Annotated in this window: 21 protein-coding genes; 8 read left to right on the forward strand and 13 right to left on the reverse strand. The window is 40.3% G+C overall.

From position 1 onward, the window contains the following. The first annotated feature begins 209 nt into the window (after window positions 1–209). Both trhP and AAEY99_RS04100 read left to right on the forward strand, forming a co-directional pair. A complete protein-coding gene (gene trhP, locus AAEY99_RS04095; protein ID WP_101085695.1) occupies window positions 210–1,574 on the forward strand; it encodes a prephenate-dependent tRNA uridine(34) hydroxylase TrhP in 1,365 nt (454 codons plus the stop codon). Between the two features lie 12 nt (window positions 1,575–1,586). Continuing rightward, complete coding sequence (locus AAEY99_RS04100; protein WP_101085697.1) at window positions 1,587–1,838, forward strand: YfhL family 4Fe-4S dicluster ferredoxin; 252 nt, start codon at window positions 1,587–1,589, stop codon at window positions 1,836–1,838. A 146-nt stretch (window positions 1,839–1,984) separates the two neighbouring features. On the opposite strand, the gene ubiT is transcribed toward AAEY99_RS04100, so the two are convergent. Next, entirely contained in the window at window positions 1,985–2,482 is a 498-nt protein-coding gene (ubiT, locus tag AAEY99_RS04105) for a ubiquinone anaerobic biosynthesis accessory factor UbiT (protein WP_101085699.1), read from the reverse strand. A 140-nt stretch (window positions 2,483–2,622) separates the two neighbouring features. Here ubiT and ubiU point away from each other — a divergent pair, with 140 nt between their 5' ends. From ubiU to AAEY99_RS04125, 4 genes are all read left to right on the forward strand, one after another. Further along, the gene (gene ubiU, locus AAEY99_RS04110; RefSeq protein WP_101085701.1) at window positions 2,623–3,624 is read left to right on the forward strand and encodes a ubiquinone anaerobic biosynthesis protein UbiU; all 1,002 of its coding nucleotides are present in this window, start codon (window positions 2,623–2,625) and stop codon (window positions 3,622–3,624) included. Between the two features lie 9 nt (window positions 3,625–3,633). Then, window positions 3,634–4,575 (forward strand): U32 family peptidase, encoded by a 942-nt coding sequence (locus AAEY99_RS04115; RefSeq protein ID WP_351009292.1) that lies wholly within the window; start codon window positions 3,634–3,636, stop codon window positions 4,573–4,575. Between the two features lie 442 nt (window positions 4,576–5,017). After that, the gene (locus AAEY99_RS04120) at window positions 5,018–6,295 is read left to right on the forward strand and encodes a YjiH family protein (RefSeq protein WP_243756207.1); all 1,278 of its coding nucleotides are present in this window, start codon (window positions 5,018–5,020) and stop codon (window positions 6,293–6,295) included. 166 nt (window positions 6,296–6,461) lie between these two features. Beyond that, complete coding sequence (locus tag AAEY99_RS04125; protein WP_101085707.1) at window positions 6,462–6,827, forward strand: PilZ domain-containing protein; 366 nt, start codon at window positions 6,462–6,464, stop codon at window positions 6,825–6,827. 86 nt (window positions 6,828–6,913) lie between these two features. Here the strand turns inward: AAEY99_RS04125 and radA are convergent, their stop codons facing one another. Beyond that, complete coding sequence (radA, locus tag AAEY99_RS04130) at window positions 6,914–8,293, reverse strand: DNA repair protein RadA (protein WP_101085709.1); 1,380 nt, start codon at window positions 8,291–8,293, stop codon at window positions 6,914–6,916. Between the two features lie 428 nt (window positions 8,294–8,721). Here radA and AAEY99_RS04135 point away from each other — a divergent pair, with 428 nt between their 5' ends. Continuing rightward, window positions 8,722–11,106 carry a PilZ domain-containing protein gene (locus tag AAEY99_RS04135; RefSeq protein WP_351009294.1) on the forward strand — a complete coding sequence of 795 codons (2,385 nt, stop codon included), beginning with the start codon at window positions 8,722–8,724 and terminating at the stop codon, window positions 11,104–11,106. A 150-nt stretch (window positions 11,107–11,256) separates the two neighbouring features. Here AAEY99_RS04135 and AAEY99_RS04140 read toward each other — a convergent pair whose 3' ends face one another. Both AAEY99_RS04140 and serB read right to left on the reverse strand, forming a co-directional pair. Next, window positions 11,257–12,165: an alpha/beta fold hydrolase gene (locus AAEY99_RS04140; RefSeq protein WP_351009296.1), complete on the reverse strand. Its 909-nt coding sequence runs from the start codon at window positions 12,163–12,165 to the stop codon at window positions 11,257–11,259. Window positions 12,166–12,283: 118 nt separating this feature from the next. Beyond that, the gene (serB, locus tag AAEY99_RS04145; RefSeq protein ID WP_351009298.1) at window positions 12,284–13,270 is read right to left on the reverse strand and encodes a phosphoserine phosphatase SerB; all 987 of its coding nucleotides are present in this window, start codon (window positions 13,268–13,270) and stop codon (window positions 12,284–12,286) included. Window positions 13,271–13,432: 162 nt separating this feature from the next. Here serB and AAEY99_RS04150 point away from each other — a divergent pair, with 162 nt between their 5' ends. Then, on the forward strand, window positions 13,433–14,125 hold the full coding sequence (locus AAEY99_RS04150; RefSeq protein ID WP_101085717.1) for an AhpA/YtjB family protein: 693 nt from the start codon (window positions 13,433–13,435) through the stop codon (window positions 14,123–14,125). A gap of 76 nt (window positions 14,126–14,201) precedes the next feature. On the opposite strand, the gene deoD is transcribed toward AAEY99_RS04150, so the two are convergent. The 9 genes from deoD to prfC all read right to left on the reverse strand — a co-directional run bounded on the left by deoD (window position 14,202) and on the right by prfC (window position 24,151). Then, entirely contained in the window at window positions 14,202–14,912 is a 711-nt protein-coding gene (gene deoD / locus AAEY99_RS04155; protein ID WP_059746461.1) for a purine-nucleoside phosphorylase, read from the reverse strand. 102 nt (window positions 14,913–15,014) lie between these two features. Further along, window positions 15,015–16,232 (reverse strand): phosphopentomutase, encoded by a 1,218-nt coding sequence (locus tag AAEY99_RS04160; protein ID WP_351009301.1) that lies wholly within the window; start codon window positions 16,230–16,232, stop codon window positions 15,015–15,017. Window positions 16,233–16,244: 12 nt separating this feature from the next. Then, window positions 16,245–17,576 (reverse strand): thymidine phosphorylase, encoded by a 1,332-nt coding sequence (deoA, locus tag AAEY99_RS04165; protein ID WP_011636477.1) that lies wholly within the window; start codon window positions 17,574–17,576, stop codon window positions 16,245–16,247. Window positions 17,577–17,703: 127 nt separating this feature from the next. Next, window positions 17,704–18,477 carry a deoxyribose-phosphate aldolase gene (deoC, locus tag AAEY99_RS04170; RefSeq protein WP_101085722.1) on the reverse strand — a complete coding sequence of 258 codons (774 nt, stop codon included), beginning with the start codon at window positions 18,475–18,477 and terminating at the stop codon, window positions 17,704–17,706. Window positions 18,478–18,856: 379 nt separating this feature from the next. Further along, a complete protein-coding gene (locus AAEY99_RS04175; RefSeq protein WP_162022532.1) occupies window positions 18,857–19,741 on the reverse strand; it encodes a nucleoside-specific channel-forming Tsx family protein in 885 nt (294 codons plus the stop codon). Window positions 19,742–20,100: 359 nt separating this feature from the next. After that, a complete protein-coding gene (locus tag AAEY99_RS04180; protein WP_101085726.1) occupies window positions 20,101–21,363 on the reverse strand; it encodes a NupC/NupG family nucleoside CNT transporter in 1,263 nt (420 codons plus the stop codon). Window positions 21,364–21,540: 177 nt separating this feature from the next. Beyond that, window positions 21,541–22,302, reverse strand: a complete 762-nt coding sequence (locus tag AAEY99_RS04185) for a TatD family hydrolase (RefSeq protein ID WP_101085728.1) — start codon at window positions 22,300–22,302, stop codon at window positions 21,541–21,543. Next, entirely contained in the window at window positions 22,295–22,489 is a 195-nt protein-coding gene (locus AAEY99_RS21810) for a DUF5363 family protein (protein WP_502959489.1), read from the reverse strand. The genes AAEY99_RS04185 and AAEY99_RS21810 overlap by 8 nt, the downstream gene beginning before the upstream one ends. An 81-nt stretch (window positions 22,490–22,570) precedes the next feature. Beyond that, the gene (prfC, locus tag AAEY99_RS04190) at window positions 22,571–24,151 is read right to left on the reverse strand and encodes a peptide chain release factor 3 (RefSeq protein WP_182743607.1); all 1,581 of its coding nucleotides are present in this window, start codon (window positions 24,149–24,151) and stop codon (window positions 22,571–22,573) included. Window positions 24,152–24,214 lie beyond the last annotated feature (63 nt).

The raw sequence follows: 24,214 nt of genomic DNA on the forward strand, positions 1-24,214 counted from the left end.
TATACCCAAACCGATAACGTTTGCGATTACTCAACTGACGACAACTCAATTATTTATATCTTTCTGTGCTGATTTAACAGTTATAAATTCCTTCGATACAATAAAAATACAACCAACCTCACAAATACCAAGGCCATATTTGTCCTCGCTAATATCCTTAAGTAAGCTTCGACCCTTTCATCACACAATGTTCAATTAGGTCAAAAAACATGTTTAAACCTGAATTATTATCTCCTGCTGGTACGCTTAAAAATATGCGTTACGCCTTTGCTTATGGTGCTGATGCTGTTTACGCAGGCCAACCTCGTTATAGCTTACGAGTTAGAAATAATGATTTCAAAATGGAGACACTTGCCAGCGGTATTGAAGAGGCTCACGCCCTCGGTAAAAAATTGTATGTGGTGAGTAATATTGCCCCACATAATGCCAAGCTAAAAACCTATATTAAAGACATGCAACCGGTGATCGCGATGAAACCTGATGCGGTGATCATGTCTGACCCTGGGCTTATCATGATGGTCCGCGAAGCGTTTCCTGAACAAGTGGTTCACTTATCGGTTCAAGCAAATGCGATTAACTGGGCATCGGTTAAATTCTGGCAACAACAAGGCATCAAGCGAGTCATTTTATCGCGTGAATTATCATTGGATGAAATTGAAGAAATTCGCCAACGTTGTCCAGATATTGAATTAGAAGTGTTTGTGCATGGCGCACTTTGCATGGCGTACTCTGGCCGTTGCTTGCTCTCTGGTTACATGAATAAACGCGATCCTAATCAAGGAACCTGTACCAACTCATGCCGTTGGAAATACGATGTGCACCCAGCACAGCAAACAGAGACTGGCGATATCATCCCTGTGGCTCCAACCGTACAGTTTGAGAGCCCTACATTAGGTTCGGGCCAACCTAGTAGCGACATAGTGCTACTGCAAGAAGCTGGTCGTCCTGGCGAGTATATGCCTGCGTTTGAAGATGAACATGGCACCTACATTATGAACTCAAAAGATTTACGGGCTATTCAACATGTGGATCGTTTAACCAGAATGGGGATTGATTCATTAAAAATTGAAGGTCGTACCAAATCTTTTTACTATGTCGCGCGCACCGCACAATTATATCGCCAAGCAATTGAAGATGCCGCTACAGGCAAAGACTTTGATCGCACATTAATGAACAACCTTGAAGGTTTGGCGCATCGTGGCTATACCGAAGGGTTTTTACGTCGTCACGTTCATGACGAATATCAAAACTATCAATATGGCCATTCTGTGAGTGATAGCCAGCAATTTGTTGGTGAATTCACCGGTAAACGAAATGCTGAGGGTTTGGCTGAAATTGATGTAAAAAATAAATTTTCAGTCGGTGACAGTGTTGAAATAATGACAACTGAAGGTAATTTTGTTATCACTATTGAATGGTTAATAAATCGCAAAGGCGAATCGATTGACTCTGCTTTAGGCTCAGGCCATTTTGTGTTTCTAGCGCTTCCAGCAGCTATTAATATCGACAAAGCCATGTTAATGCGTAATTTACCTGAGGGAATGGATACCCGAAACCCTCATCAACCAGCTTAAATTAAGGTTTTTATGGCACTAATCATTGACGATAGCTGTATCAATTGTGATATGTGCGAACCCGAATGTCCTAATGAGGCCATTACTATGGGTGAAGAGGTGTATGAAATCGATCCCGCGTTGTGCACCGAATGTGTCGGTCATTACGACAAGCCAACTTGCGTGTCTGTTTGTCCTATAGATTGTATCGATCCCGACCCAAAACATGTTGAGTCACATGATGCGCTATTACTAAAATACGCTGCTCTCACGGGCAATGTGTAACCTCAGGATTGAGCAACTAAGAGCTAATATATAGTGCCTAGGTACCTAGCATCTAATATCTAATATCTAATATCTAGTATCTAGTATCTAGTATCTGCAAAAACGGCGCTTAATGCGCCGATTTTTATAGTCAAATAACACCATCACTATTCACTGGCTGTTAATGTTTGTAATACTTTTGCCAGTTGCTCAATGCCGATCCGAGCGGGTTTGGGTAAGTTATCTAACTCTATAGACAACAATAAATTTTTAACCTCTAACCCCAACTCTGTATCCCCTTCTATACGTAATTTACGCTGAAAAAATAGCGTGTCGGGATCTTCTTTGCCTGCTGCAACCAAAATTAACTCAGGCACATTGGCACTTAATGTCACATCAGGCTGAGTAAAAGCACGCACTCGTAGTTGTTGTTCGACACCCACCTCAAAACGCAAACCAATATCATCAACACAAATGCCTACCCACTTTTGTTTGAGAAAATGGAGTTCATCTGCCTTCAATTGTTCCGCTAACACTAAATTAAGCAGTTTATTAATGACGATTATTTTTAACGCTTCAGGCATCAAGTTTAGCGAGCGACGGCTTACTTGAGGCGCAAAATGTAACAAGTGCGCCGATAATTGTTGTGTAAAAGCTTGAGCCATCGAGAGTACCTACTTGTAAATTGAACCAATAATCAAGTCAGTTTACTGGCAATTTATCTAACGAAACCTGTTTTAAATCAAATCATGTTAACTCAATCACATTTACACTCCTGTTCTTTGAAAAAAATGAGAACACCAACATGGAACTCTTATGCCCTGCAGGTAATTTAGCGTCGCTCAAAGCCGCTCTGAACGCTGGCGCTGATGCGGTTTACCTCGGACTAAAAGATGACACTAATGCGCGCTCGTTTGCAGGTCTAAACTTTTCTGCAGTACAACTGGCACAAGCGACAAAACTGGCCCAAAGCCAAGGGCGAAAGGTATTTTTAACCCTTAACACTTTTCCGAAACCCGGCGAAGAACAGCGCTGGTATCAGGCCGTTGATTTAGCCGCACAATTAGAAATGGATGCCCTCATCGTAGCTGACTTATCATTACTCGATTATGCCCACCAGCATTATCCGCACCTTCCGCTACATTTATCGGTACAAGCCAGCGCCACAAACTTAGGGGCTCTGTCATTTTATCAACAAGCTTTTAATATCGAACGAGCAGTATTGCCACGAGTGTTGTCGATTAAACAGGTTAGAGATTTAGCTAAAGTGAGCCCTGTTGAGCTTGAAGTATTTGCTTTTGGTAGTTTATGCATCATGGCTGAAGGACGCTGCCATTTATCATCATATGTAACAGGACAATCACCTAATACCGGCGGCTCATGTTCCCCGGCTAATCATGTGCGCTGGCAAGATTCTGGCAGCGATAAATTGACCCGACTCAATAATGTATTAATCGATAAAGCTGATGCTAACCAACAACTGGGTTATCCAGTGGTCTGTAAAGGCCGTTATGTTGCTGAGTACGATCATGATGCAAAGTATTTACTGGAGTCACCTACTAGTTTAAACACCTTAAGCTTGTTACCCGAGCTCGCCCAAGCGGGAATTAAATCACTTAAAATAGAAGGACGTCAGCGAAGCCCTGCTTACGTCAGCCAAGTCACCCACGTTTGGCGTAGCGCTATCGACACTTATTTAGCTAACCCCGAGTCTTTTTGCGAGCAACCACAATGGTCGCAAGCGTTAGCAAAAGTATCCGAAGGACAAATCACTACATTGGGCGCTTATGAGCGTCAATGGCAATAAGGTTTTACAATGAAAATATCTCTCGCTCCAATTAGTTACTGCTGGTCAAAATCTGACGTTGAACACTTTTATCAGCAAGTAGCATTGAGTTACATCGATAGCGTTTATTTAGGTGAAACCGTATGTAGCCGCCGCCGTGAACTGAAGTTTAACGACTACCTAGATCTCGCCAATATGCTCAAGTCTCATGGCAAACATGTGGTGTTATCAACCATGGCTTTGATAGAAGCGCAATCTGAGCTTAATGAACTGAAACGAGCTATTGATAATGGTGATTTTAGTATCGAAGCGAATGATATGGCTGCAGTACATTATGCGCACCAAGCGAAAGTCCCCTTTGTGTGTGGGCCAACAATCAATAATTACAATCGGACCAGTCTTGATTTATTGCACCAAAAAGGGATGTACCGTTTTGTCATGCCTTGTGAATTATCACAGCAGTGGTTAAACACCGTCATCAATCAAGGTGATAAACCCGCTTTTGAAATAGAGGTGCTCGGTCACGGCTATTTACCCTTGGCACATTCTGCACGCTGTTTTACCGCCAAACATTACCAATTGCCAAAAGATAAGTGTCAAACTATTTGCCAACGCCATAGCAAAGGCTTACTGGCTCAAACTCAAGAGTCACAACCGTTACTCCGCTTAAATGGCATTCAAACTCAATCTGCGGCGCAGGTAAACCTGATTAACCAAATTCCACAAATGATAGACATGGGGATTGATTATTGGCGTATATCCCCCAATAAATTAGCCGATATAGCCATGGGTTCAGAACTTGCTGATGTATTAACACAAATAACAGAAGAGCCGCTTAATAGTAAATCGCTAATGAATAAACAGTTTAATGACAATAAACAGGCATCGATTATCAATCATCATTGCAATGGCTATTGGTTAGGGTTACCGGGCATGGACTATTCCCTTGAGCCCAATACTCCAGCGCGTTAACCTTATAAACGCTACTTGATAGCCATTAATAAAAGTGGTCATGAACCGTCATCATATCCATGTTTATTAATGGCATACAAACCATAAAAAAGTGCTAGTTCCAAAGATAACACACACCCGCAACAAAGTTTCAACAGGCTGATTAAATTAGATTTTAACCATATACCCCGACAATTTCTTAAAGTAAATATCTACTCACATTTAACTAATATCTATTCGATTAAGTTATCATTTTACATACAGCAAATAAGGGGGTAACCTTGCCTACCCAAAAAAACAACTGAATGGACATTCAATTTTGGTCCATAATAAACAGTTGGGTAGCACAGCTGGCCAACTTAGAACACATAAGTAAGGTGTATTTAACGTGACACATAAAAAACATAACATTAAAACAATTCTCACCTTTATTATTCCGTCACTGATTGGCTTGTTACTGTTTATGACGCCTATCAATGTCGAAGGTTCGATTACCATTCCGATTGCAATCATCTCAAAAGCGTTGCAAAGCCAAATGGGCAGTTCGATTCAGCTTATTGTTACCTGCATTGTAGTATTAATGGCATTGGCCTCGTTACTCACACAGCTCATTAATCCTAAATTCGTGCGTAAAAGTACTTTTTTACGCACTTTACTGAAAGTGAATTTATTTTGGTTAGCGGTGCGCATTCTAGGCGCAATTTTTATCGTCATGGTTTATTTGCAAGTGGGCCCCGAAGCGATTATTTCATCGGCCACGGGTGGCTTAGTTCTGAATGATTTAGTACCTGTACTATTTTCAGTATTTATTTTTGCTGGCATGTTATTACCGCTATTGCTCAATTTTGGTTTATTGGAGTTTTTTGGCACATTATTAACCAAAGTAATGCGCCCAATATTCAATTTACCTGGTCGCAGTGCTATTGACTGCATGGCATCTTGGTTAGGCGATGGCAGTGTGGGCATTTTAATGACCACTAAACAATACGAAACCCGTTTCTATACTGCACGCGAAGCTGCTGTTATTGGTACAACCTTTTCTGCCGTATCGATAACCTTTAGCCTAGTGGTGATATCACAGGTCAAACTTGAGCACTTGTTTGTGCCGTTCTATCTGACAGTGTGCTTAGCGGGTTTTGTTGCTGCAATCATAGTCCCTAAATTACCGCCGTTGTCATGGAAGAAAGATCTGTATATCGATAACACTCCTCGTCATGAAGATGACGAAACGATCCCAGCCAATCATGGTGTGTTTTCGTGGGGATTTGATCAAGCAATGCAACGCGCATCTTCTGCAGGTGGCATTAAGCATGTGCTAACGGAAGGGATTAAAAACGTTGTCGATATGATATTCGGGGTTATCCCTGTTGTTATGGCTATTGGTACCGTCGCATTAGTGTTGGCTGAGCATACGCCTATTTTTAATTACTTAGGTATGCCATTTATTCCCCTGTTAGAACTGCTGCATATTCCCGAAGCTACCGAAGCCTCGAAAACGATTGTGGTAGGGTTTGCCGATATGTTTATCCCATCCATTTTGGCCAGCTCTATAGAATCAGATTTGACCCGTTTTGTTATTGCTGCTTTATCGGTTACTCAGCTTATTTATATGAGCGAGGTAGGTGCTCTTTTAATTGGTAGTAAAATACCGGTTAACTTTTTTGAGCTATTCGTTATCTTTATTCTACGAACCTTAGTAACACTACCGATTATTGCATTAATGGGTCATTTACTCATTTAGTTGAAGTCAGTATATATAACCACTCAAAATAACCAGGGAGCGCAATGCGCTCCTTTTTTAAACTAAATATTCTCAGCGTAATCGAGATAAATCGAGATAAATCGAGTATGCTTAAACAATAAACACTGACTATGTGTCTTGCGATATTGATTACTAAGGGCAAACTATGGACGACAGACGTAAATTTTCTCGTATTTTTTTTGCAGCCAGTGCTCATCTCGCGCAAACAGAACAAACTTGGCGCACTAAAATTTTAGATTTAAGTCTTAACGGTGCATTAGTAGAATTACCATCTGGGTATACAGGTCAACTCAATAGCATTTTAACCTTAGAGTTTGTGTTACCCGACTCTGATATTGAACTCAAAATGGAAGCGGCAATTGTCCATAAAACCCCAGAACACCTGGGCTTAAAGTGTACTCACATTGACGTTGACAGCATTACCCACCTGCGCCGAATTATTGAACTCAACATAGGCGATGCTGAGTTATTAGATCGTGAGCTTACGTCGTTAATCACTCCAGCGCCTTAAGCTTTCAGATATACCGTAAAATGCAAAAAAGGTAAGTCAATGACTTACCTTTTTTATGCTCAAGTTTTGCTTTTAGCAACCGAGGGTTAATTAATTAACTCAAGCAGCTCATGGATAGTTTTCACTGGAATAATTTTTGCCCCAAGCCCTTCCATGGTTTTGTGATAATTACGAAATGGGATAAAAATCTCAGTAAAACCATGCTGCGCAGCTTCTTTGACTCTCGGCACACCACTATCAATTGGGCGCACATCGCCATTCAAACTCAACTCGCCCATAATACAAGTGGTTCTTGGCACGACAAAGTCATTTAAACTGCTCAGTAATGCCGTAACAAGCGCTAGATCGATGCAGGTTTCTGACTCATCAATTTTTAAACCGCCCACTATATTAAAAAATGTATCATGAAAAATTTTGGTTTTAGTATGCTTACGTAAAATACCGGTTAACATTTTAATCCGATTCATGTTTAAGCCCACACACACTCGTTGTGGAAACTCAGATTCAGTCTCGGTGGTTAAACATTGTATTTCCAATAGTAAATTACGGTTACCTTTACGAATACAAGTGATGGTCGAGCCCGGCGATTCGGTGGTTGAACCCGATAAAAATATTTCACTTGGGTTATCAACACTGATCATACCGCGTTCACTCATGCGGAATATCCCCACGGTATCAACATCACCAAAACGGTTTTTATTGGCGCGCAAGGTACGAATTTGCCCGTCGTTGGTGTCGATATGTAGCAATGAATCTACGATATGAACCAAGGTTTGCGGGCCTGCTATTTCGTTATTTTTATTTACGTGAGCAATAATGAACATGGTGACATTATTTTTTTTACAATATTGAGTAAATGCTTGAGCCGCCGTTTTAACTTGTGAAGGCGACCCCGGACTGCCATTGGCCGCATCGGTGACAACCGCTTGAATAGAGTCAATGACAGCAAACTTGATTTGCTTGGCTTCTAATTCTTCAATAATGGCTTCTACACTGGTTTCAGACAGCAGAAACAAGTTATCTTCGTTATAATTAAGCTTTAAACGATTAACACGGTTTTTGAACTGAGATAATGATTCTTCTGCAGTACAGTACAGTGAAGCCATAGATTGTGACATCCGAGCAACCAAATCAGACAGTAATGTTGTTTTACCAGCTCCTGGGTCACCGGAAATAATATTCACCGATCCCGTCGTTAAACCACCACTGAGCACTCTATCTAATTCACCGATTTCAGTCAGTCTTTTTTCGGCATCTTGTGATTCAACTTCACTGAGTTTTTTAGAGCCCCCCCCCACAGCACCAGCGTATCCCAATACCGATGAACGTGAAGTTGAACTCTTTGAGGCCGACAGTTTCATTTCCACCAAAGAATTCCACGCACCACAACGACACTGTCCCTGCCAACGCGGATAATCCAGGCCACAATCGTCACAAACAAATGCCATTTTTGGAGCTTTCGCCATGTTAGTTCCTAGGTTGCAAATCAATTAGTACTTTTATGACCCATGTCACTCAGTCTACGAATCAATAAAGCATCATTGTTAGAAATTTCTTTACTGCCTAAACCTCACATCGAACGAATCAAATATGACGGTTTAGGCAACTCATAAGTATAATAATAACAACGATCTTTAGTCAGAGTCTTGCCAATGATTAAAATATTGTCCACACTCATGTAAACAAACTGTAAAAATCAACAAACAAACGTTACATCAATACAGCATTACCATTAATACGCTATGTTAGTCTTCGTTTCTGAGTAATTAACAACGATATCATTTGTGCATACCTATCGAACAACATTGAAATGTATATTACTATAAAGATCAGCACTTTCTTGCCGATAAAATTATCAGCCAGGCTCACAATAAGCATTTAAAACGATAAAATAATGAGTTTAGATAACCACAGGGCATTAATCGAACAACTAAAACCACTGATCATGGAACCTGATTTTCAGGACGTATTTGAACAGTTAACCGTTGACGAATCTAATTCAACCCGTTTTCTATTGAAAATGGAGCTAAACCGTATCTCATCTTTATGTACACGAATTATAGATTTACGAGATAAAACGGAACTGCCATGCGAAGAAGTTGTCATCGCTAACCAAAGATATTTTCTAGACGAACCCGCTAAAGATGCACTGCTACAAGCACTACCATTATACCGCAACAAATATACCTTAGGTGTATACGAGCACGTTATAAAAGCGCATAAACTGCGACGTCTGAAACTCAGAGAAAATGTTTCAATTGAGGTTGTCGACGAGGAAAATCCATTTTTAGTGCCTGGTGTTGTACTTGGCAGCTACTTTAATCGCTGTGAAGAACGAATGAATTATAGCATTCGAATTATGGTTTCTCAGCAAGGCATAACCGAAGTCAATGGCGCAACGCTAGATTTATCTGTCGGCGGCGCTCGCATTAAGTTGCCATTAAAACATCATTTAGACCAAGATAAACCTTTGCGAGTAAAACTACTTGAACTCAGCGATGAATTTTATCTAGATGATCTAAAGCATGGTGTTGAATATCAAATAGTGGATATTCAAAACAAAGATGATAGTGCTATTTTTAGATTGAAAAGATTGGGTGGTGGAGAAGCATTAGACACCTTGTTATCACAGCTTATCCGAGGTTATAAGTTCCGTTATAAAGTCGATGTCAACGACGTCATCGTTACCGCTACCGGGTTAGGCTATGAACGACATTACTTACCTCTGCTAACACATTTACCTCTGTTCATTTCCATTATTGAAGGTAAACCACTCGTAAACTACGAATTATTGGGTAGAGGCAACAAACCAATCCAACATTACTTTCAAGATGAAAATGAAATAAGTCAGTTACCGAGTTTTATTAATACCCGTCGCTTAACCCAAATGATTAAAAACACAGATAATAATGAGCATTGTTATCTATTCAGTTTTATCCATAACACCAATGGTAAATTACATTTTTATTCTGCTACTTTAGCAGAGCTTAAAGCGACCAAAAATATACATCTCTTTTTAGGTTTTGCGTCGACAAAAACCAGCTGGCGCGTATTTAAAATTGTAATGCAGCCTATTGATCATAGCAAAAACTATAAAACATCCACCTTACCGGGGGATGATGCACGTTATGCGGCCCTCACTGAGCAACAATTAGCTCAATTTAGTCATACTTTACAACTTATTGATTTAACCAACGAGGAAGCTCGTAAAGACTATCAATGCTGGTTTGATCAATCTGATGTGAATGGCTTAAAGATTTTCTCTCAAGCAAAAATAAAACAACACAGCATCAAAAAAGTATCAATGCCATTTAGTGAGCGGCGCCATGAGGCTCGATTCGTCTTTAAAACCTTAGTCACAATTCAACAAGGTGATAAACAGTCCACTGGTATTACCCATGATATATCGAGTCGAGGTTTACAACTGACTCTAGATAAATCAGCTAATTTCAACGAACCGGGTCCGGTTACATTATCATTTCCACGCCTGCAAGCCGCTGCTGGAAAAACTAATTTATCGAATTTACCTTATCAGCTAATTCGCAGCCGGATGAATGGTGCAACTTTGCATTTGAGTGCCATCATTGGCCACTCCCCGCATGAAGGCGTTGAGTTTTTAAGTAAATTAATTGCTCACAATAAACAAAAACTCGAGCAATTATCAGATAATGAAGGCCAGAAAAAAGAACTGGCTGATGGTATGAAAAATCTCGTGATGCGCCAATTGCCAGGAGTGCCATATTTTATCGAAAAAACAGTAAAAGCGGCACAAATGGCTTACATAGGTATTGGTACAACGACTGATGAAATAAGCCATTTATTTGCTCAAGACAGCGATAAGGTACTGCAATACAATTTAAAGCCACTACTAGACAACAATGTATTAAAACAACACATCATAGACCCTATCAAGTTAATGAAACCCACTCATGATATGGCCTTTTTTGAAGTGTTTATGCAACTCACCCGCCACCCTAGAGGTGCAGTACAGATCCAATGTAAACTTAAATCAGAACTGGGTAATAGAGAACAACAAATTCAATTTATTACCCAAAGTAAAAAAGTGGGTCGCTTCATGGCGTTAAGGGTGTATATAGGAGCAACTGACAAGCCCGATATGAGTTATATTCGACGCGAGCTAGAATATATCCACATTCATGCTAATCACCGTGCAAAGCAATTAGAAGAACAATTATGGAGAGTTATCGGTTCGGGTGAGCTATTAGATATTACTACTGAAGTTGAAATCCGTTTTCCAAGCTTAATGATACTAGCCTAAGCAATCTTTCAGAAACCGCTACTCGTGATAAGCTATGGCATAAATCGATAAGAAGGATTTAGTTCAAATCTGCATTTTTTGCTAGTCAAAGATTAAGTAACCAGAAAATAGGTTAATAACCACTTACCATTCCCATACAGCTAACTTGGCTCACATTGATAAATACCACTGTTTAATTTGTACAAAGTGATCTTGCTCGGCTTGTCGTTCAGTCAACATACCAGCATGATTATAATCCAATAAATTGCCCTTTTCTTTGGCGAGTAAAGTGTACTTAACCTGGCTAAAACCACATTCATCAATCATATCGCGTACATCTGACGGATTGCCTAATACGTGATCATTTTTACCAGCGATAAACCATGCCGGTGGCCATACCGCTTTAGTTGCGGCTTCTGCATAGTGAAAATTATCATCATGATCAACCCAATCACCTCGCACCCAATCAATCGTTTGTAATAATGATGCACTGCTCTCATTATCCATACCAACACGGAGTCGACAGGCATCAAAGTAGCCTTGTCTGCCAATATAAAAAGGCGCAAAACGATTCCAGAAAAAATCGACCATAAGCCATTTTTTAAATGACTTCACTTTGATAGTACGTTTGGAACCAAAGGTTAATAACGATGCAACACTAGACTGTAAATGACTATAACGAGCCAAACTACTGGCCATTAACACCCCACCCCATGAATGGGCACACCAATGTACTTTATTAACCAAAGGGTGACGCTGTAGAATAAACTGCTGCACTAGTGGCAATTGTTCACGGATGACTTCTCCTTGTCCCAACGTAAAGTCACGGTGAATTTTAGGCTCGCTTAAGCCTCGTCCTGCGGTATCCATCACATAAACATCAAAACCAGCGTTAGCTAAAAAACAGCCTAAACCACGGCCAGAACTGCTATAAAACACTCTTCCATTAGACATAGCCCCATGCAACATCAAAATAGGAATACCTAGGGCTGTCGGCAATGAAGGACGAATATGCCGAAGGTGCAATTGACCATCGCTGTATGGTATAAAAAGTGAATCTTGGAGGATATCGATAGTCAAAATAGGCAGTTATGTTAGTGATTATAAATATAAAACTAACATTACTGCCATGAAATACAACTAGAATAGAGTAATAATTCTATATTTAGCCTTGTTCATAAAGGTAAACATCAAAACGTTATAGTTGTAGGCAAAACACTAATGCTCGTAAATCGACATTTTGTATCGATGCATCAGCAGCAGCAATTAATTTAGGTTTAGCATGAAATGCCACACCTAAATCTGCAGCTTGGATCATCGGAATATCATTAGCGCCGTCACCAATTGCCACTCGCTGACCTGATGGAATGGCCCACTGTTCAGCACATTGACTAATCACATTAGCTTTGTATTGAGCATCTACTACTTCACCTGTCACTGCGCCACTTAGCTTACCATCAACAATAACCAGCTCATTGGCAAACGCCGCATCAAGATTAAGTAATGTTTTTAAATGGCCCACAAATGGTGTGAATCCACCAGAAGCGACAACCAGTTTCCATTGATGCGTTTTTAACTCGGCTAACATCACTTCAAGACCAGGCATTAAAGGCAAGGTATCGCACAACTGCTGAATAATAGAGGCATCAGCACCAGCAAGTTTACTGACTCGTTGTCTTAAAGACTGTTCAAAATCCAATTCACCACGCATAGCACTTGCCGTAACTGCTGCTACCTCCTCACCCACGCCAGCCATAGCGGCGAGTTCGTCGATACATTCAATTTGAATGGCAGTAGAATCCATATCCATCACTAATAAACCGGGTTGGTTTAACCGTGCTAATGGCTGTTGAATGAGTACAATTTCGGCGGGTATATTTTGAGGAAATGACGCGACCCACCCGTCATTAGCAGTTTGAGCCGACAGTTCAAAACCAAATAAATCGTTTTGCCTGTCAAGCCTTGCGATATGAGTATCACTTGATATTGAAGATAACCAGGCTTCTATCTCTGTTGAGCATTGCGCACTAAAAATAACTCGACAACGATACGGTAAGTGAGATTGTAAGTTACGTAAATAATCTGACTCTTGATAACGATATAACACACAGCCTAAATGTTGATATGTCTCACAAGTATCTGAAAATAAAAAATTTAATAAAACATTATCACGTTGTTCAAGCATCAATACGGCCTCTTAGTATGTTACGACTATCTACTGACAAATTTTTCGATTAGTATAGCTTTTTGATAATTCTCTGTAATTGGGTTAGCACAGAATGGTTGCTCGGTAAAAGAACTCCCTAAAACAGCCTCCAATTAAATAGAAAAAACACTGAGGATTAAAGTGATTTTTGTTAAAGGTCTTAAGAAAAGGCAAAAAATTAGCAGAATTGTGCAAATCATTGTGGCAATAGCACTGATCTTCGGCCTAATGTACTTGTGGCAATCAAGTTTACGTAATGGTCAAAAGTTATTAAATTCACAAACCAAAGTGATGGCAAGGCTATTAGCACAGCAAGCCGCTAATGGTGCGGCTCCAGCAATGTTTTTACAAAATGATGAGCAACTGCAATGGTTAGCATCAGCACTTGCTGCTGATCCTAAAGTGATGTCGGTGAATATCTATAATTCACAAGGTGTAAGGCTAGCCTTTGCCCAAAGTGTGTCTTATGAAAACTTAGAAGCCGACTCTGAAATATTAAAAGGCTTATTAAAACCATATCCCCCCCTGATTGAGAACGTTGTTCAAGACGACAACAATTTAGGTTACGTTGAAGTACGTTTGAATCTTGATATATTTTTCGACGAAATAAAAATATTGCATGAACAGAACATGCAATTACAGCAGATGATGTTAATTGTAGCTGGCTTTATTGGTTTACTTTTATCGCGAGCACTTTCATTTAAGCGTGCCGATTTTGACCGCCGAAAAGCCCAAGCTAAATTACGTAAAAAGCCTAAAAAATCGACCTTGATCGCTTCAAACGAAACGCAAGCAGACGAGTCAGAAGATGTAAAACAAGATCCTCCTGCCTAGAGAGATTGCTGACAGAAATGACAAACATAAAAAATGGGCACTCAATGAGTGCCCATTTTTATGACTAACGATTAAATTACAGTGTTAACGCTGCATCTAAAGTCATGATGATCATGTCGCTGAATGTCGTTTGACGCTCATCAGAGGTCGTCTTCTCACCGGTACGAATGTGGTCTGATACCGTTACAACACATAACGCTTTGGCGCCTAATTCATGTGCTACACCGTATAAACCAGCGGCTTCCATTTCGACGCCAAGAATACCCATTTTTTCCATAACATCAAACATTTGAGGATCTGGAGTATAAAATAGGTCGGCAGAGAAAACGTTACCTACACGGATTTTAGTGCCGTGCGCTTTCGCTGAATCAACAACAGCACTTAGTAAGCTGTAGTCTGCGATTGCAGCAAAATCGTTATCTTTAAAACGTAAACGGTTCACTTTAGAATCAGTACATGCACCCATACCGATAATCACATCACGTACTTTTACGTCAGTGCTGATTGCGCCACAAGTACCAACACGGATTAAGTTCTTAACACCGTAGTCTTTGATAAGTTCGTGTGCATAGATTGAACAAGATGGGATACCCATACCTGAACCCATAACAGAAATACGCTTACCTTTATAGGTACCGGTAAAACCTAGCATGTTACGTACATCAGTCACTTGCTCAACATTTTCTAAAAATGTCTCAGCAATATATTTTGCACGTAACGGATCGCCTGGAAAAAGTACCGTTTCAGCAAAAGCACCTTCAACAGCATTAATATGTGGTGTAGCCATGTTATAACCCCTATGTTTCTATTTTATTTTGTATTGCTTAGTCATGTTTACAGTTTAGCAAAGCCATTAAACTTTATATAGAACCGTCGTTTGAAAATGTGACTAATTAATAAAAGATTCACCATAATTCATCGGTTCTAACTCAAAATAACTCGCAATAGACTGGCCAATATCAGCAAAAGACTTACGACGGCCTAGCGAGCCTGCAGATAAGCCTGCACCATAAGCGAGTACCGGCACACGTTCACGAGTATGTTCAGTGCCAACCCAAGTAGGATCACAACCATGATCAGCAGTGAAAACCACTAAATCTTCAGGCTTTAAAATCGCTAATAATTCCGGTAAACGAGAATCAAAGTACTCAAGTGCTTTAGCATAACCGGCAGTGTCACGACGATGACCATAATGAGAGTCAAAATCAACGAAATTGGTAAACACAATCGTGTTATCGCCAGCACGTTTAATTTGCGCTAAGGTTTCGTCAAATAACTCTTCAAGACCAGTCGCTTTAAATTGTTGAGTAATACCGCTGTGCGCATATATATCAGAAATTTTACCGATACTCACCACTTCACCGCCAGCATCTTTAAGCTTATCTAATACCGTAGGCGCTGGTGGTAATACCGCATAATCATGACGGTTACCAGTACGAGCGAAATCAGCAGCGCCAGTGCCAACAAACGGACGAGCAATTACGCGACCAATGTTATAAGGCTCTAACTCTTCACGCGCTATTTTGCACAAGTTGTATAGATTTTCTACACCAAAACTTTCTTCATGACATGCTATTTGGAATACAGAGTCCGCAGAGGTATAGAAAATAGGCTTGCCTGTTTTCATGTGCTCTTCGCCTAACTCTTCAAGAATTTGAGTACCCGACGCATGGCAGTTGCCTAAAAACCCATCTAAACCAGCACGTTCAAGAATTTTATCTGTAAGTTCTTTAGGAAATGAGTTGGTTAAGTCACTAAAATAACCCCACTCATAGAGGACAGGAACACCCGCCATTTCCCAGTGACCACTAGGAGTGTCTTTGCCTGAGCTTAATTCGTCAGCATGGCCATAAGCACCGATGAGCTCGACATTATCAGCAAATCCAGCAGCAAATTTACCCGTACTTTCAAAACCAGCATGGCCTAGACCAAAGCGAGCAAGATTAGGTAATTTCAATGGACCTTGACGGCCGATATCCGCTTTGCCGTCAGCACAGGCTTGCGCGATGTGACCAAAAGTATCAGAGCCAACGTCACCAAACTTATCGGCGTCGGTAGCAGCACCAACACCAAAAGAGTCGAGCATTAAGATAAAAGTACGTTTCATTATTTGTTTCCTTTATAAATCTGAAGCGCGAATATAACGATATATTTCAGGCGTTTTCTCAGGCGCGCTATCACCAATAATAATGGCTTGCTGAATAGCAGCGGCAGCTTCGGCGAAAGCATCTTCAGATTGAGCATGGATCATCGCTAACGGAACATCTTTGTTAACTTCCTGACCCAATGCGCATACTTGAGTTAATCCAACACTGTAATCCAGTGCATCACCTGGTTTGCGACGTCCACCACCTAAGGTCACTACGGCTAAACCAAGTTCTCGTGTATCCATTTTGTAAGCAAAGCCAGATGTATTGGCATATACAGGTCGTACAATTTTCGCATGAGGTAAATACTTATCATATGCCTCAACAAAATCTGTTGGGCCACCTAAGCCAGACACCATTTTAGCAAATGCCTCTGCTGCTTTACCATTATCTAATACAGTATTTAGTTTATGACGAGCTTCTGCTTCATTCTGTGCAATACCACCCAAAATTAGCATTTCTGCACATAATCCCATGGTGACAGCATATAAACGTGGATTACGATATTGACCAGTCAAAAAGTTTATCGCCTCACGAACCTCAACCGCATTACCTGCACACGAAGCCAATACTTGGTTCATGTCAGTTAACAATGCCGTTGTTTTAGTTCCTGCGCCATTAGCAACAGCAGTAATACTGCGAGCTAATTCTTCAGATGCTTCGTAAGTAGGCATAAATGCACCGCTGCCGACTTTGACATCCATTGCAAGAGCATCAAGCCCCGCGGCTAACTTTTTAGATAAAATAGATGCGGTGATAAGTGAGATAGATTCAACGGTGGCGGTATTATCACGAATCGAATAGAAACGCTTATCAGCAGGGACTAAGTCACCGGTTTGACCAATAATGGCAACACCAGCGTCTTTAACCACTTTGCGGAATAATTCACTTGAAGGCTCAGTTTGATAGCCAGGAATAGCATCAAATTTATCTAACGTACCACCGGTGTGACCTAAGCCACGACCTGAAATCATTGGTACATAACCGCCGCAAGCTGCAGCCATAGGGCCAAGCATTAGGCTGATTACATCGCCAACACCACCAGTGCTATGCTTATCGATAATCGGGCCATTGAGGCCCAGAGAATCCCAATTTAATACGGTTCCGGAATCACGCATCGCAATCGTTAATGCAATCCGTTCGTCCATATTCATATCTTTAAAATATACCGCCATGCCGAACGCAGCAATTTGGCCTTCTGAAACCGTGTTATGAGTAATGCCATCAACAAAGAATTGAATTTCTGCAGTGCTTAATACATCGCCATTACGTTTTTTGCGTATAATTTCTTGAGCTAAAAACATGTTACGTCTCCCTTTAGGCAACCCATCACCTTTAGGGTCGCCTTTAATAATAGGATGCTATCAAGTGATAGCGCCTCAGTACGACAATGATCCAAGGCCATACTGAGATTTTTGACTATCTATGCGATTAGTAACCTGAAGTAGGCTTAGGGGTATCAACTAATTCTAATGTATGTAATAAGCTATTTAATAAGCTAGATGCACCAAAACGGAAAGTTTGTGGGGTAACCCAATCAGCACCCAAAATGCGCGCAGCCAAGTCTAAAAACTCTGCTGTTTGTGCTGCATCACGAACACCGCCGGCAGGCTTAAAGCCTACATTGCGATTTTTCTCACTGATTACAGTTAGCATAATTTCAGCCGCTTCAAGTGTGGCGTTCACCGGTACTTTACCCGTTGATGTTTTAATAAAATCAGCACCGGCATCGATAGCTAATTCTGATGCTTTACGGATCAAAGCTGGATCTTTCAACACACCAGATTCGATGATAACTTTTAAAATCGCATCATCGCCGCACTCTTCCTTACAGGCTTTAACCAATTCAAAACCGACGGTTTCGTTACCTTCCATTAATGCACGGTATGGAAACACAACATCGACTTCATCAGCACCATAGGCAACTGCGGCACGAGTTTCTAGTACTGCGATGGCAATATCATCATTACCGTGTGGAAAATTAGTTACTGTTGCAATTTTAATGTCTTCACAATCAAGTTCATTTAGTGTTTTACGTGCAATAGGAATAAAACGAGGATAAATACAAATTGCGGCAGTATTACCTGCTGGAGACTTGGCTTTATGGCACAAATCGATGACCTTTTGATCAGTATCATCGTCATTTAAAGTGGTTAAATCCATTAATTCAATACCACGTTGTGCCGCTTTTTTTAAATCAGTCATAATTGCTCTCCGAAACGATAAATCAAAGTTGATAAATTTTTTTCAGGCAACACTATGTAGCTGGCATATGATTATAATTATGGCCGGGCCTTCAGTATTGCCAGTAAATCTTACTACTATTTACTAACCTAAGTATTCAATCTGATAACGAGTACCACGACTTGAATCCTTGAAGACCGGAAAAGATAAAACAAAGATAATTGTTTCAACTGTTCCGCGAAAAATCCATTTTAGCGCGTAAAAATAAAACTTTGTAGGGTACAAACTTTTATATAAAAACACTCTTATTAGACAATGATTTTAAATGAAAGTTCGATTTGCATTTATTGTAAAATATGGAGCCGCTAAACGCGGCTCCAACAACTCATATACAAAAAAACTAGATTTTGTAAGTTGCGGTTAGGAAGTGAGTCCAACCTGTTGTATTCAAACCATCAAAGAACTGATTCTTAAATGCATTGTCATTTAAGCCGTATGAGTGGTAGAAGTATTTAGCACCATAACCTAAAGCAAAACGGTCTGTATGGTAGTAAAGACCTAAGAAACCAGCGCCACCGTGTTCAGTGTTGTTATAGTTACCATCACTGTTTTGGCCTGAATATTCTTCGTCCATGTCAAATTGGTAATCAACATAACCTTGGAAAGATAAAAAGCTCTTGTCATCGAAGAAAACAAATGGCTTGAACCAGTTAGCTGAGAATTGGTAACCATTCCAGTCTTTACGGTTAATATCATAACTAGCGAACATGTTCATGCCAGTTTTACCTAACCATGGAACCATTACATCCGCACCAACACCCCAGAAAGACATGTTAACATCGCCAGCACCATTACCATCGGTATTGATAGCGCCGCCACCCCAGTTAAATAGAGTAGATAAATATACTTCTTGAACTGGGCCGAAAGATAAATCTTTACCAGTAATAGCATCAAGAGAAAAACGAGGAGCTAACTTCATGAACATTTTGCTCGCGCCGTCAGCTTTATCGCCTGAATCACTGTTGCCTAAGTTGAAAACATCAACATAACCATATAGGTCAACAAAACCAGAACGTCCACCAAACTCCATCTCTAAATAGTTATGGGTAGCTTCATCTTCGTTTGCAATTGGATGCTCATCGATTGCGTACATAATGTTAAACTGCATCCACTTATAATCATTAGCGTGAATGTCACCAGTTTGTTCAGCAGCAGAAACAGTAAATGCAGAGCCCGCTAGTGCAACGGTACTTGCTAATACTAAAGTATTTAATTTTTTCATCATCAACCCCATGTATATTATTTAACTATCTTCTTGGATAGCACTTCTTTTTAATCATTCGTATTTTACCGTTACTGATATAAATCTCAATATTTAATCGATAAAAAACGAATACAAAATTCTTTTTTGTGAACAATGTCGCGACTTTTTGTCCACACATCATTAACAATTTGACATTTCAATCTTGACTAGAGAATTTAATGCATCCTCTTTTGCAATCACTAAAACAGCATAACTTCGTATTGGGAAACGGTGGATTAACACAAAAATCAATAACAACTTTATTACAAAACTGGGTCTCTAATAATTATTAAAGTAAAGACCCAGCTGTAGGAGGTATTCCCCCTGGAATTACTCTTAACTTAGATAGCTAAGAATAAACCGGCTAATGTCGCGCTCATTAAGTTAGCTAATGAACCAGCGATAACAGCACGGATACCTAGTTTTGCAAGGTCATGGCGACGTGAAGGAGCCATAGCACCTAAACCACCAAGTAAGATTGCAATAGAAGATAAGTTAGCGAATCCACACAATGCGAAAGAGATAATCGCTTTAGTACGGTCTGACATCATTGCGCCAGTTTCAGCTACTACTTTAAAGCCTTCAGCAGATGCATCAAGTAGATACGGAGCGAAGTTTAAGTAAGCAACAAATTCGTTAACAACAATCTTTTGACCGATGAAAGAACCAGCAACAAGCGCTTCGTTCCAAGGTACACCGATTAAGAAAGCTAGAGGCATAAAGATATAACCAAGGATAAGTTCTAACGTAATACCCTCTAAACCGAACCAACCTGTTACGCCACCGATGATACCGTTGACCATTGCAATTAATCCAACGAATGCGATCAACATAGCACCAACGTTCAATGCAAGGTGCATACCTGATGCAGCACCTGAAGCAGCAGCATCTAACACGTTTGCTGGCTTATCAGGATCATCTGGTAAATCGTCCATTTCATTGATAGCCGCTTCTGTTTCTGGGTGCATCAGTTTAGCCATTAATAGGCCACCTGGTGCCGCCATGAATGACGCTGCAACTAAGTATGCAATTGGAACACCCATTTGCGCGTAACCCGCTAATACAGAACCAGCGATTGATGCTAAACCACCCACCATGATGGCGAATAACTCTGATTGAGTCATAGTAGCAATAAACGGACGCACAACTAACGGTGCTTCAGTTTGACCAACGAAAATGTTCGCTGTTGCTGACATTGATTCAGTGCGGCTTGTGCCTAATGCTTTTTGTAGACCGCCACCAATAATGCGGATGATCCACTGCATAATGCCTAAATAGTAAAGCACTGCAATTAAAGAAGAGAAGAATATAATGACAGGTAATACGTTGATGGCGAAAATAAAACCAACTTTAAAGTTAGCTAAATCACCAAATAAGAAGCTAGTACCTGCTTGTGCATAACTAATCACACTTGATACTGCGTCAGAAACACCTTTCAGAATGTCTTTACCGATTGGAACATATAATACGAAACCAGCGAAGAATGCTTGAATTGCTAAAGCACCACCAACGGTACGTACACTAATTGCTTTTCTATTATTTGATAGTGCAAAACCTATCAATAGTAAGGTGACCACCCCTACTAAACTCATTACTATATCCATTAATCATCACCCTTTTGTTAACAGTTTTTTTGAATGTTGTTAACTCACCTAATTTCCGCTGATGATTATAACTGAGCGTGAAACGAAAAGCGTCGTTTTGATCAAGTTTTTAAAGTTTAATTTCAAACCCTTACGACATTAAAAACAATTTATGTCTCTATGTTCATTAAAAAACAATTAAAGCTCAAACAGTTGCAATGCATTTTTATTCAACTGTTCTAATATACAAACAGTCGGCTTTTTCTTTAAAAATGCGATTTCGGACACAATTCGAGGAAGAATAAGAGGGGTGTTACGTGATTTAGGATGATCAAAAGGAGGCATACTTGGTGAATCAGTTTCCAATAAAAAGTGTTCTAAAGGTAAATTAACCACTGTTTCTCGAAGCTTTTTCGCACTTGGATTGAGTATTAAAGCACCAACACCTAATTTAAAACCGAGTGAAATATAACGTTTCGCAATTTCACTATTGCCATAGAACCCATGCACTACGCCGCCTTTAGGCAGTCTAATATGTGCCAACATTGACAATAATTCTTGGTGAGCTTTAACAGCATGTAAAATGACGGGTAATTGGTAAATTTGAGCAAGCGATAACTGTTTCTCAAGTAACAACAATTGTTTATCTGACCAATGGTGCAATTTATCCAGCCCACACTCCCCAACAGCAACCAAACGCCTATTCTTGCTATATTGTTGTATCGTTGCTTCAAGCTTAATAATGGCAGCATCAATGTCCTCAGGCACGTACCACGGATGAATACCAAGGGAGAAATAGCAATTAAACTGCTGTGCTATTAGAATTTGCTTTTGCCATTTATCAACCGACACACCAGGTAAAATAGCAGAGCTAATACCATGGCGATGCATGGCATCAAATAATTGTGTTCTATCATCATCGAACTCTGACATGTCGAGATGAGCATGAGTATCAATCATAAGGTTGCTCTTTTTTATTGCCATTCTGATTTATGACGGGCTCAGATGTCGATGCTTCATTTTTAGGTTCGCTCAATCGTGGTACACAGCTGCGTGTATTTTCTAGGGTTAACCCCATCTCATCACACCATAAAATGTACCTTTGCCAGGGTTTTACAATAAATAGCCTAAAAATAGCCTTAATCATCTTAATTCCCTGTTAAAAATAATAATAAAAAAGGCGGCACAGCCACCTTTTTTAACATATCTGTAAAAAACTTCTTAACATTTAATGTTCGCGTGTTTTGGCAAACTCAACATCAGGGTAGCGTTCCATCGATAAGTTTAGATTCACCATAGTAGGAGCAATATAGGTCAAGTTATTACCGCCATCTAGGGCTAAATTTTGACTACATTTACGTCGAAACTCTTCTAATTTACGTTCATCTTTGCAATAGACCCAACGTGCGGTACTCACACTGATACCTTCGTAAATAGCTTCTACGTTATATTCACTTTTTAAGCGTCCAACAACTACTTCAAACTGTAGCACACCAACCGCACCTACGATTAAATCGTTAGAATCAATTGGTCTGAAGACCTGAACGGCTCCCTCTTCAGATAATTGCACTAACCCTTTAAGCAGCTGCTTTTGTTTTAGTGGATCTTTTAAACGAATACGACGGAACATTTCAGGTGCAAAGTTTGGCACCCCAGTAAAGCGAAGTTTTTCGCCTTGAGTAAATGTATCACCAATTCGCATGGTGCCATGATTATGTAATCCAATAATATCGCCTGGGTACGCCACTTCGGCACGACTTCGATCACCAGCCATAAAGGTCAAAGCATCACTGACATTGACATCTTTACCGATGCGAACATGGTGCATTTTCATACCTTGTTCATATCTACCCGAGCAAACACGCATAAAAGCAACACGGTCTCGATGTTTTGGATCCATATTGGCTTGTATCTTAAAAATAAAACCAGAAAACTTTTCTTCATCAGGCGTGACATTTCGTACATCACTTTCACGGGGAAGCGGCTTTGGAGCCCATTCCACGATACCATCCAAAATATGATCCACACCAAAGTTACCTAAGGCGGTACCAAAATATACTGGCGTAAGCTCGCCTTTTAGAAAAGCTTCTTGATTGAATTCATTTGAAGCGCCAGCGACCAGTTCCATTTCATCACGTATTTCAGAGGCATACGATCCAAGAACTTTATCTAATTCAGGATTATGTAATCCTTTGATAATACGCTCATCTTGAATTGTATGACCCATACCGCTCTGGTATAAAATGACTTCATCACGCAGAATATGATACACACCTTTAAATTCCTTACCTGAACCAATTGGCCAAGTAATCGGTGCACAAGCTATTTTTAAGATGTCTTCTACTTCATCCATCAATTCAATGGGATCACGAATATCGCGGTCACATTTGTTCATGAATGTCACAATAGGCGTGTCACGCAAGCGCGTCACTTCCATAAGCTTAATAGTACGATCTTCGACACCTTTAGCGGAGTCGATAACCATTAAACATGAATCTACTGCGGTTAGTGTACGGTAGGTGTCTTCCGAAAAGTCTTCGTGACCAGGCGTATCAAGTAAATTGATGAGCGCGCCACCGTAAGGGAATTGCATCACAGAGGTGGTAATCGAAATACCACGATCTTTTTCCATTTCCATCCAATCAGATTTAGCATGTTGACCAGACTTTTTGCCTTTTACCGTGCCAGCCTTTTGTAAGGCATTTCCGAATAAAAGCACTTTTTCGGTGATGGTGGTTTTACCCGCATCGGGGTGCGAAATGATGGCGAAGGTACGACGCTTGTCGACCTCAACTTTATTGCCTGACATGTTAACCTTGCACTAGCCGCTAAAAAAGGCGCAAATTATAGCGCCTATCGATAGAATTGGCTA

The sequence above is a fragment of the Shewanella sp. S1-58-MNA-CIBAN-0166 genome (assembly GCF_040310085.1).
Classification (GTDB): domain Bacteria; phylum Pseudomonadota; class Gammaproteobacteria; order Enterobacterales; family Shewanellaceae; genus Shewanella.

Bases quoted from the DNA above. Each gene is read 5' to 3' on its own strand.
- trhP (WP_101085695.1), top strand. From the start codon at position 210: ATGTTTAAACCTGAATTATTATCTCCTGCTGGTACGCTTAAAAATATG.
- AAEY99_RS04100 (WP_101085697.1), top strand. From the start codon at position 1,587: ATGGCACTAATCATTGACGATAGCTGTATCAATTGTGATATGTGCGAA.
- ubiT (WP_101085699.1), bottom strand. From the start codon at position 2,482: ATGGCTCAAGCTTTTACACAACAATTATCGGCGCACTTGTTACATTTT.
- ubiU (WP_101085701.1), top strand. From the start codon at position 2,623: ATGGAACTCTTATGCCCTGCAGGTAATTTAGCGTCGCTCAAAGCCGCT.
- AAEY99_RS04115 (WP_351009292.1), top strand. From the start codon at position 3,634: ATGAAAATATCTCTCGCTCCAATTAGTTACTGCTGGTCAAAATCTGAC.
- AAEY99_RS04120 (WP_243756207.1), top strand. From the start codon at position 5,018: ATGACGCCTATCAATGTCGAAGGTTCGATTACCATTCCGATTGCAATC.
- AAEY99_RS04125 (WP_101085707.1), top strand. From the start codon at position 6,462: ATGGACGACAGACGTAAATTTTCTCGTATTTTTTTTGCAGCCAGTGCT.
- radA (WP_101085709.1), bottom strand. From the start codon at position 8,293: ATGGCGAAAGCTCCAAAAATGGCATTTGTTTGTGACGATTGTGGCCTG.
- AAEY99_RS04135 (WP_351009294.1), top strand. From the start codon at position 8,722: ATGAGTTTAGATAACCACAGGGCATTAATCGAACAACTAAAACCACTG.
- serB (WP_351009298.1), bottom strand. From the start codon at position 13,270: ATGCTTGAACAACGTGATAATGTTTTATTAAATTTTTTATTTTCAGAT.
- deoD (WP_059746461.1), bottom strand. From the start codon at position 14,912: ATGGCTACACCACATATTAATGCTGTTGAAGGTGCTTTTGCTGAAACG.
- AAEY99_RS04160 (WP_351009301.1), bottom strand. From the start codon at position 16,232: ATGAAACGTACTTTTATCTTAATGCTCGACTCTTTTGGTGTTGGTGCT.
- deoA (WP_011636477.1), bottom strand. From the start codon at position 17,576: ATGTTTTTAGCTCAAGAAATTATACGCAAAAAACGTAATGGCGATGTA.
- deoC (WP_101085722.1), bottom strand. From the start codon at position 18,477: ATGACTGATTTAAAAAAAGCGGCACAACGTGGTATTGAATTAATGGAT.
- AAEY99_RS04175 (WP_162022532.1), bottom strand. From the start codon at position 19,741: ATGATGAAAAAATTAAATACTTTAGTATTAGCAAGTACCGTTGCACTA.
- AAEY99_RS04180 (WP_101085726.1), bottom strand. From the start codon at position 21,363: ATGGATATAGTAATGAGTTTAGTAGGGGTGGTCACCTTACTATTGATA.
- AAEY99_RS04185 (WP_101085728.1), bottom strand. From the start codon at position 22,302: ATGATTGATACTCATGCTCATCTCGACATGTCAGAGTTCGATGATGAT.
- AAEY99_RS21810 (WP_502959489.1), bottom strand. From the start codon at position 22,489: ATGATTAAGGCTATTTTTAGGCTATTTATTGTAAAACCCTGGCAAAGG.
- prfC (WP_182743607.1), bottom strand. From the start codon at position 24,151: ATGTCAGGCAATAAAGTTGAGGTCGACAAGCGTCGTACCTTCGCCATC.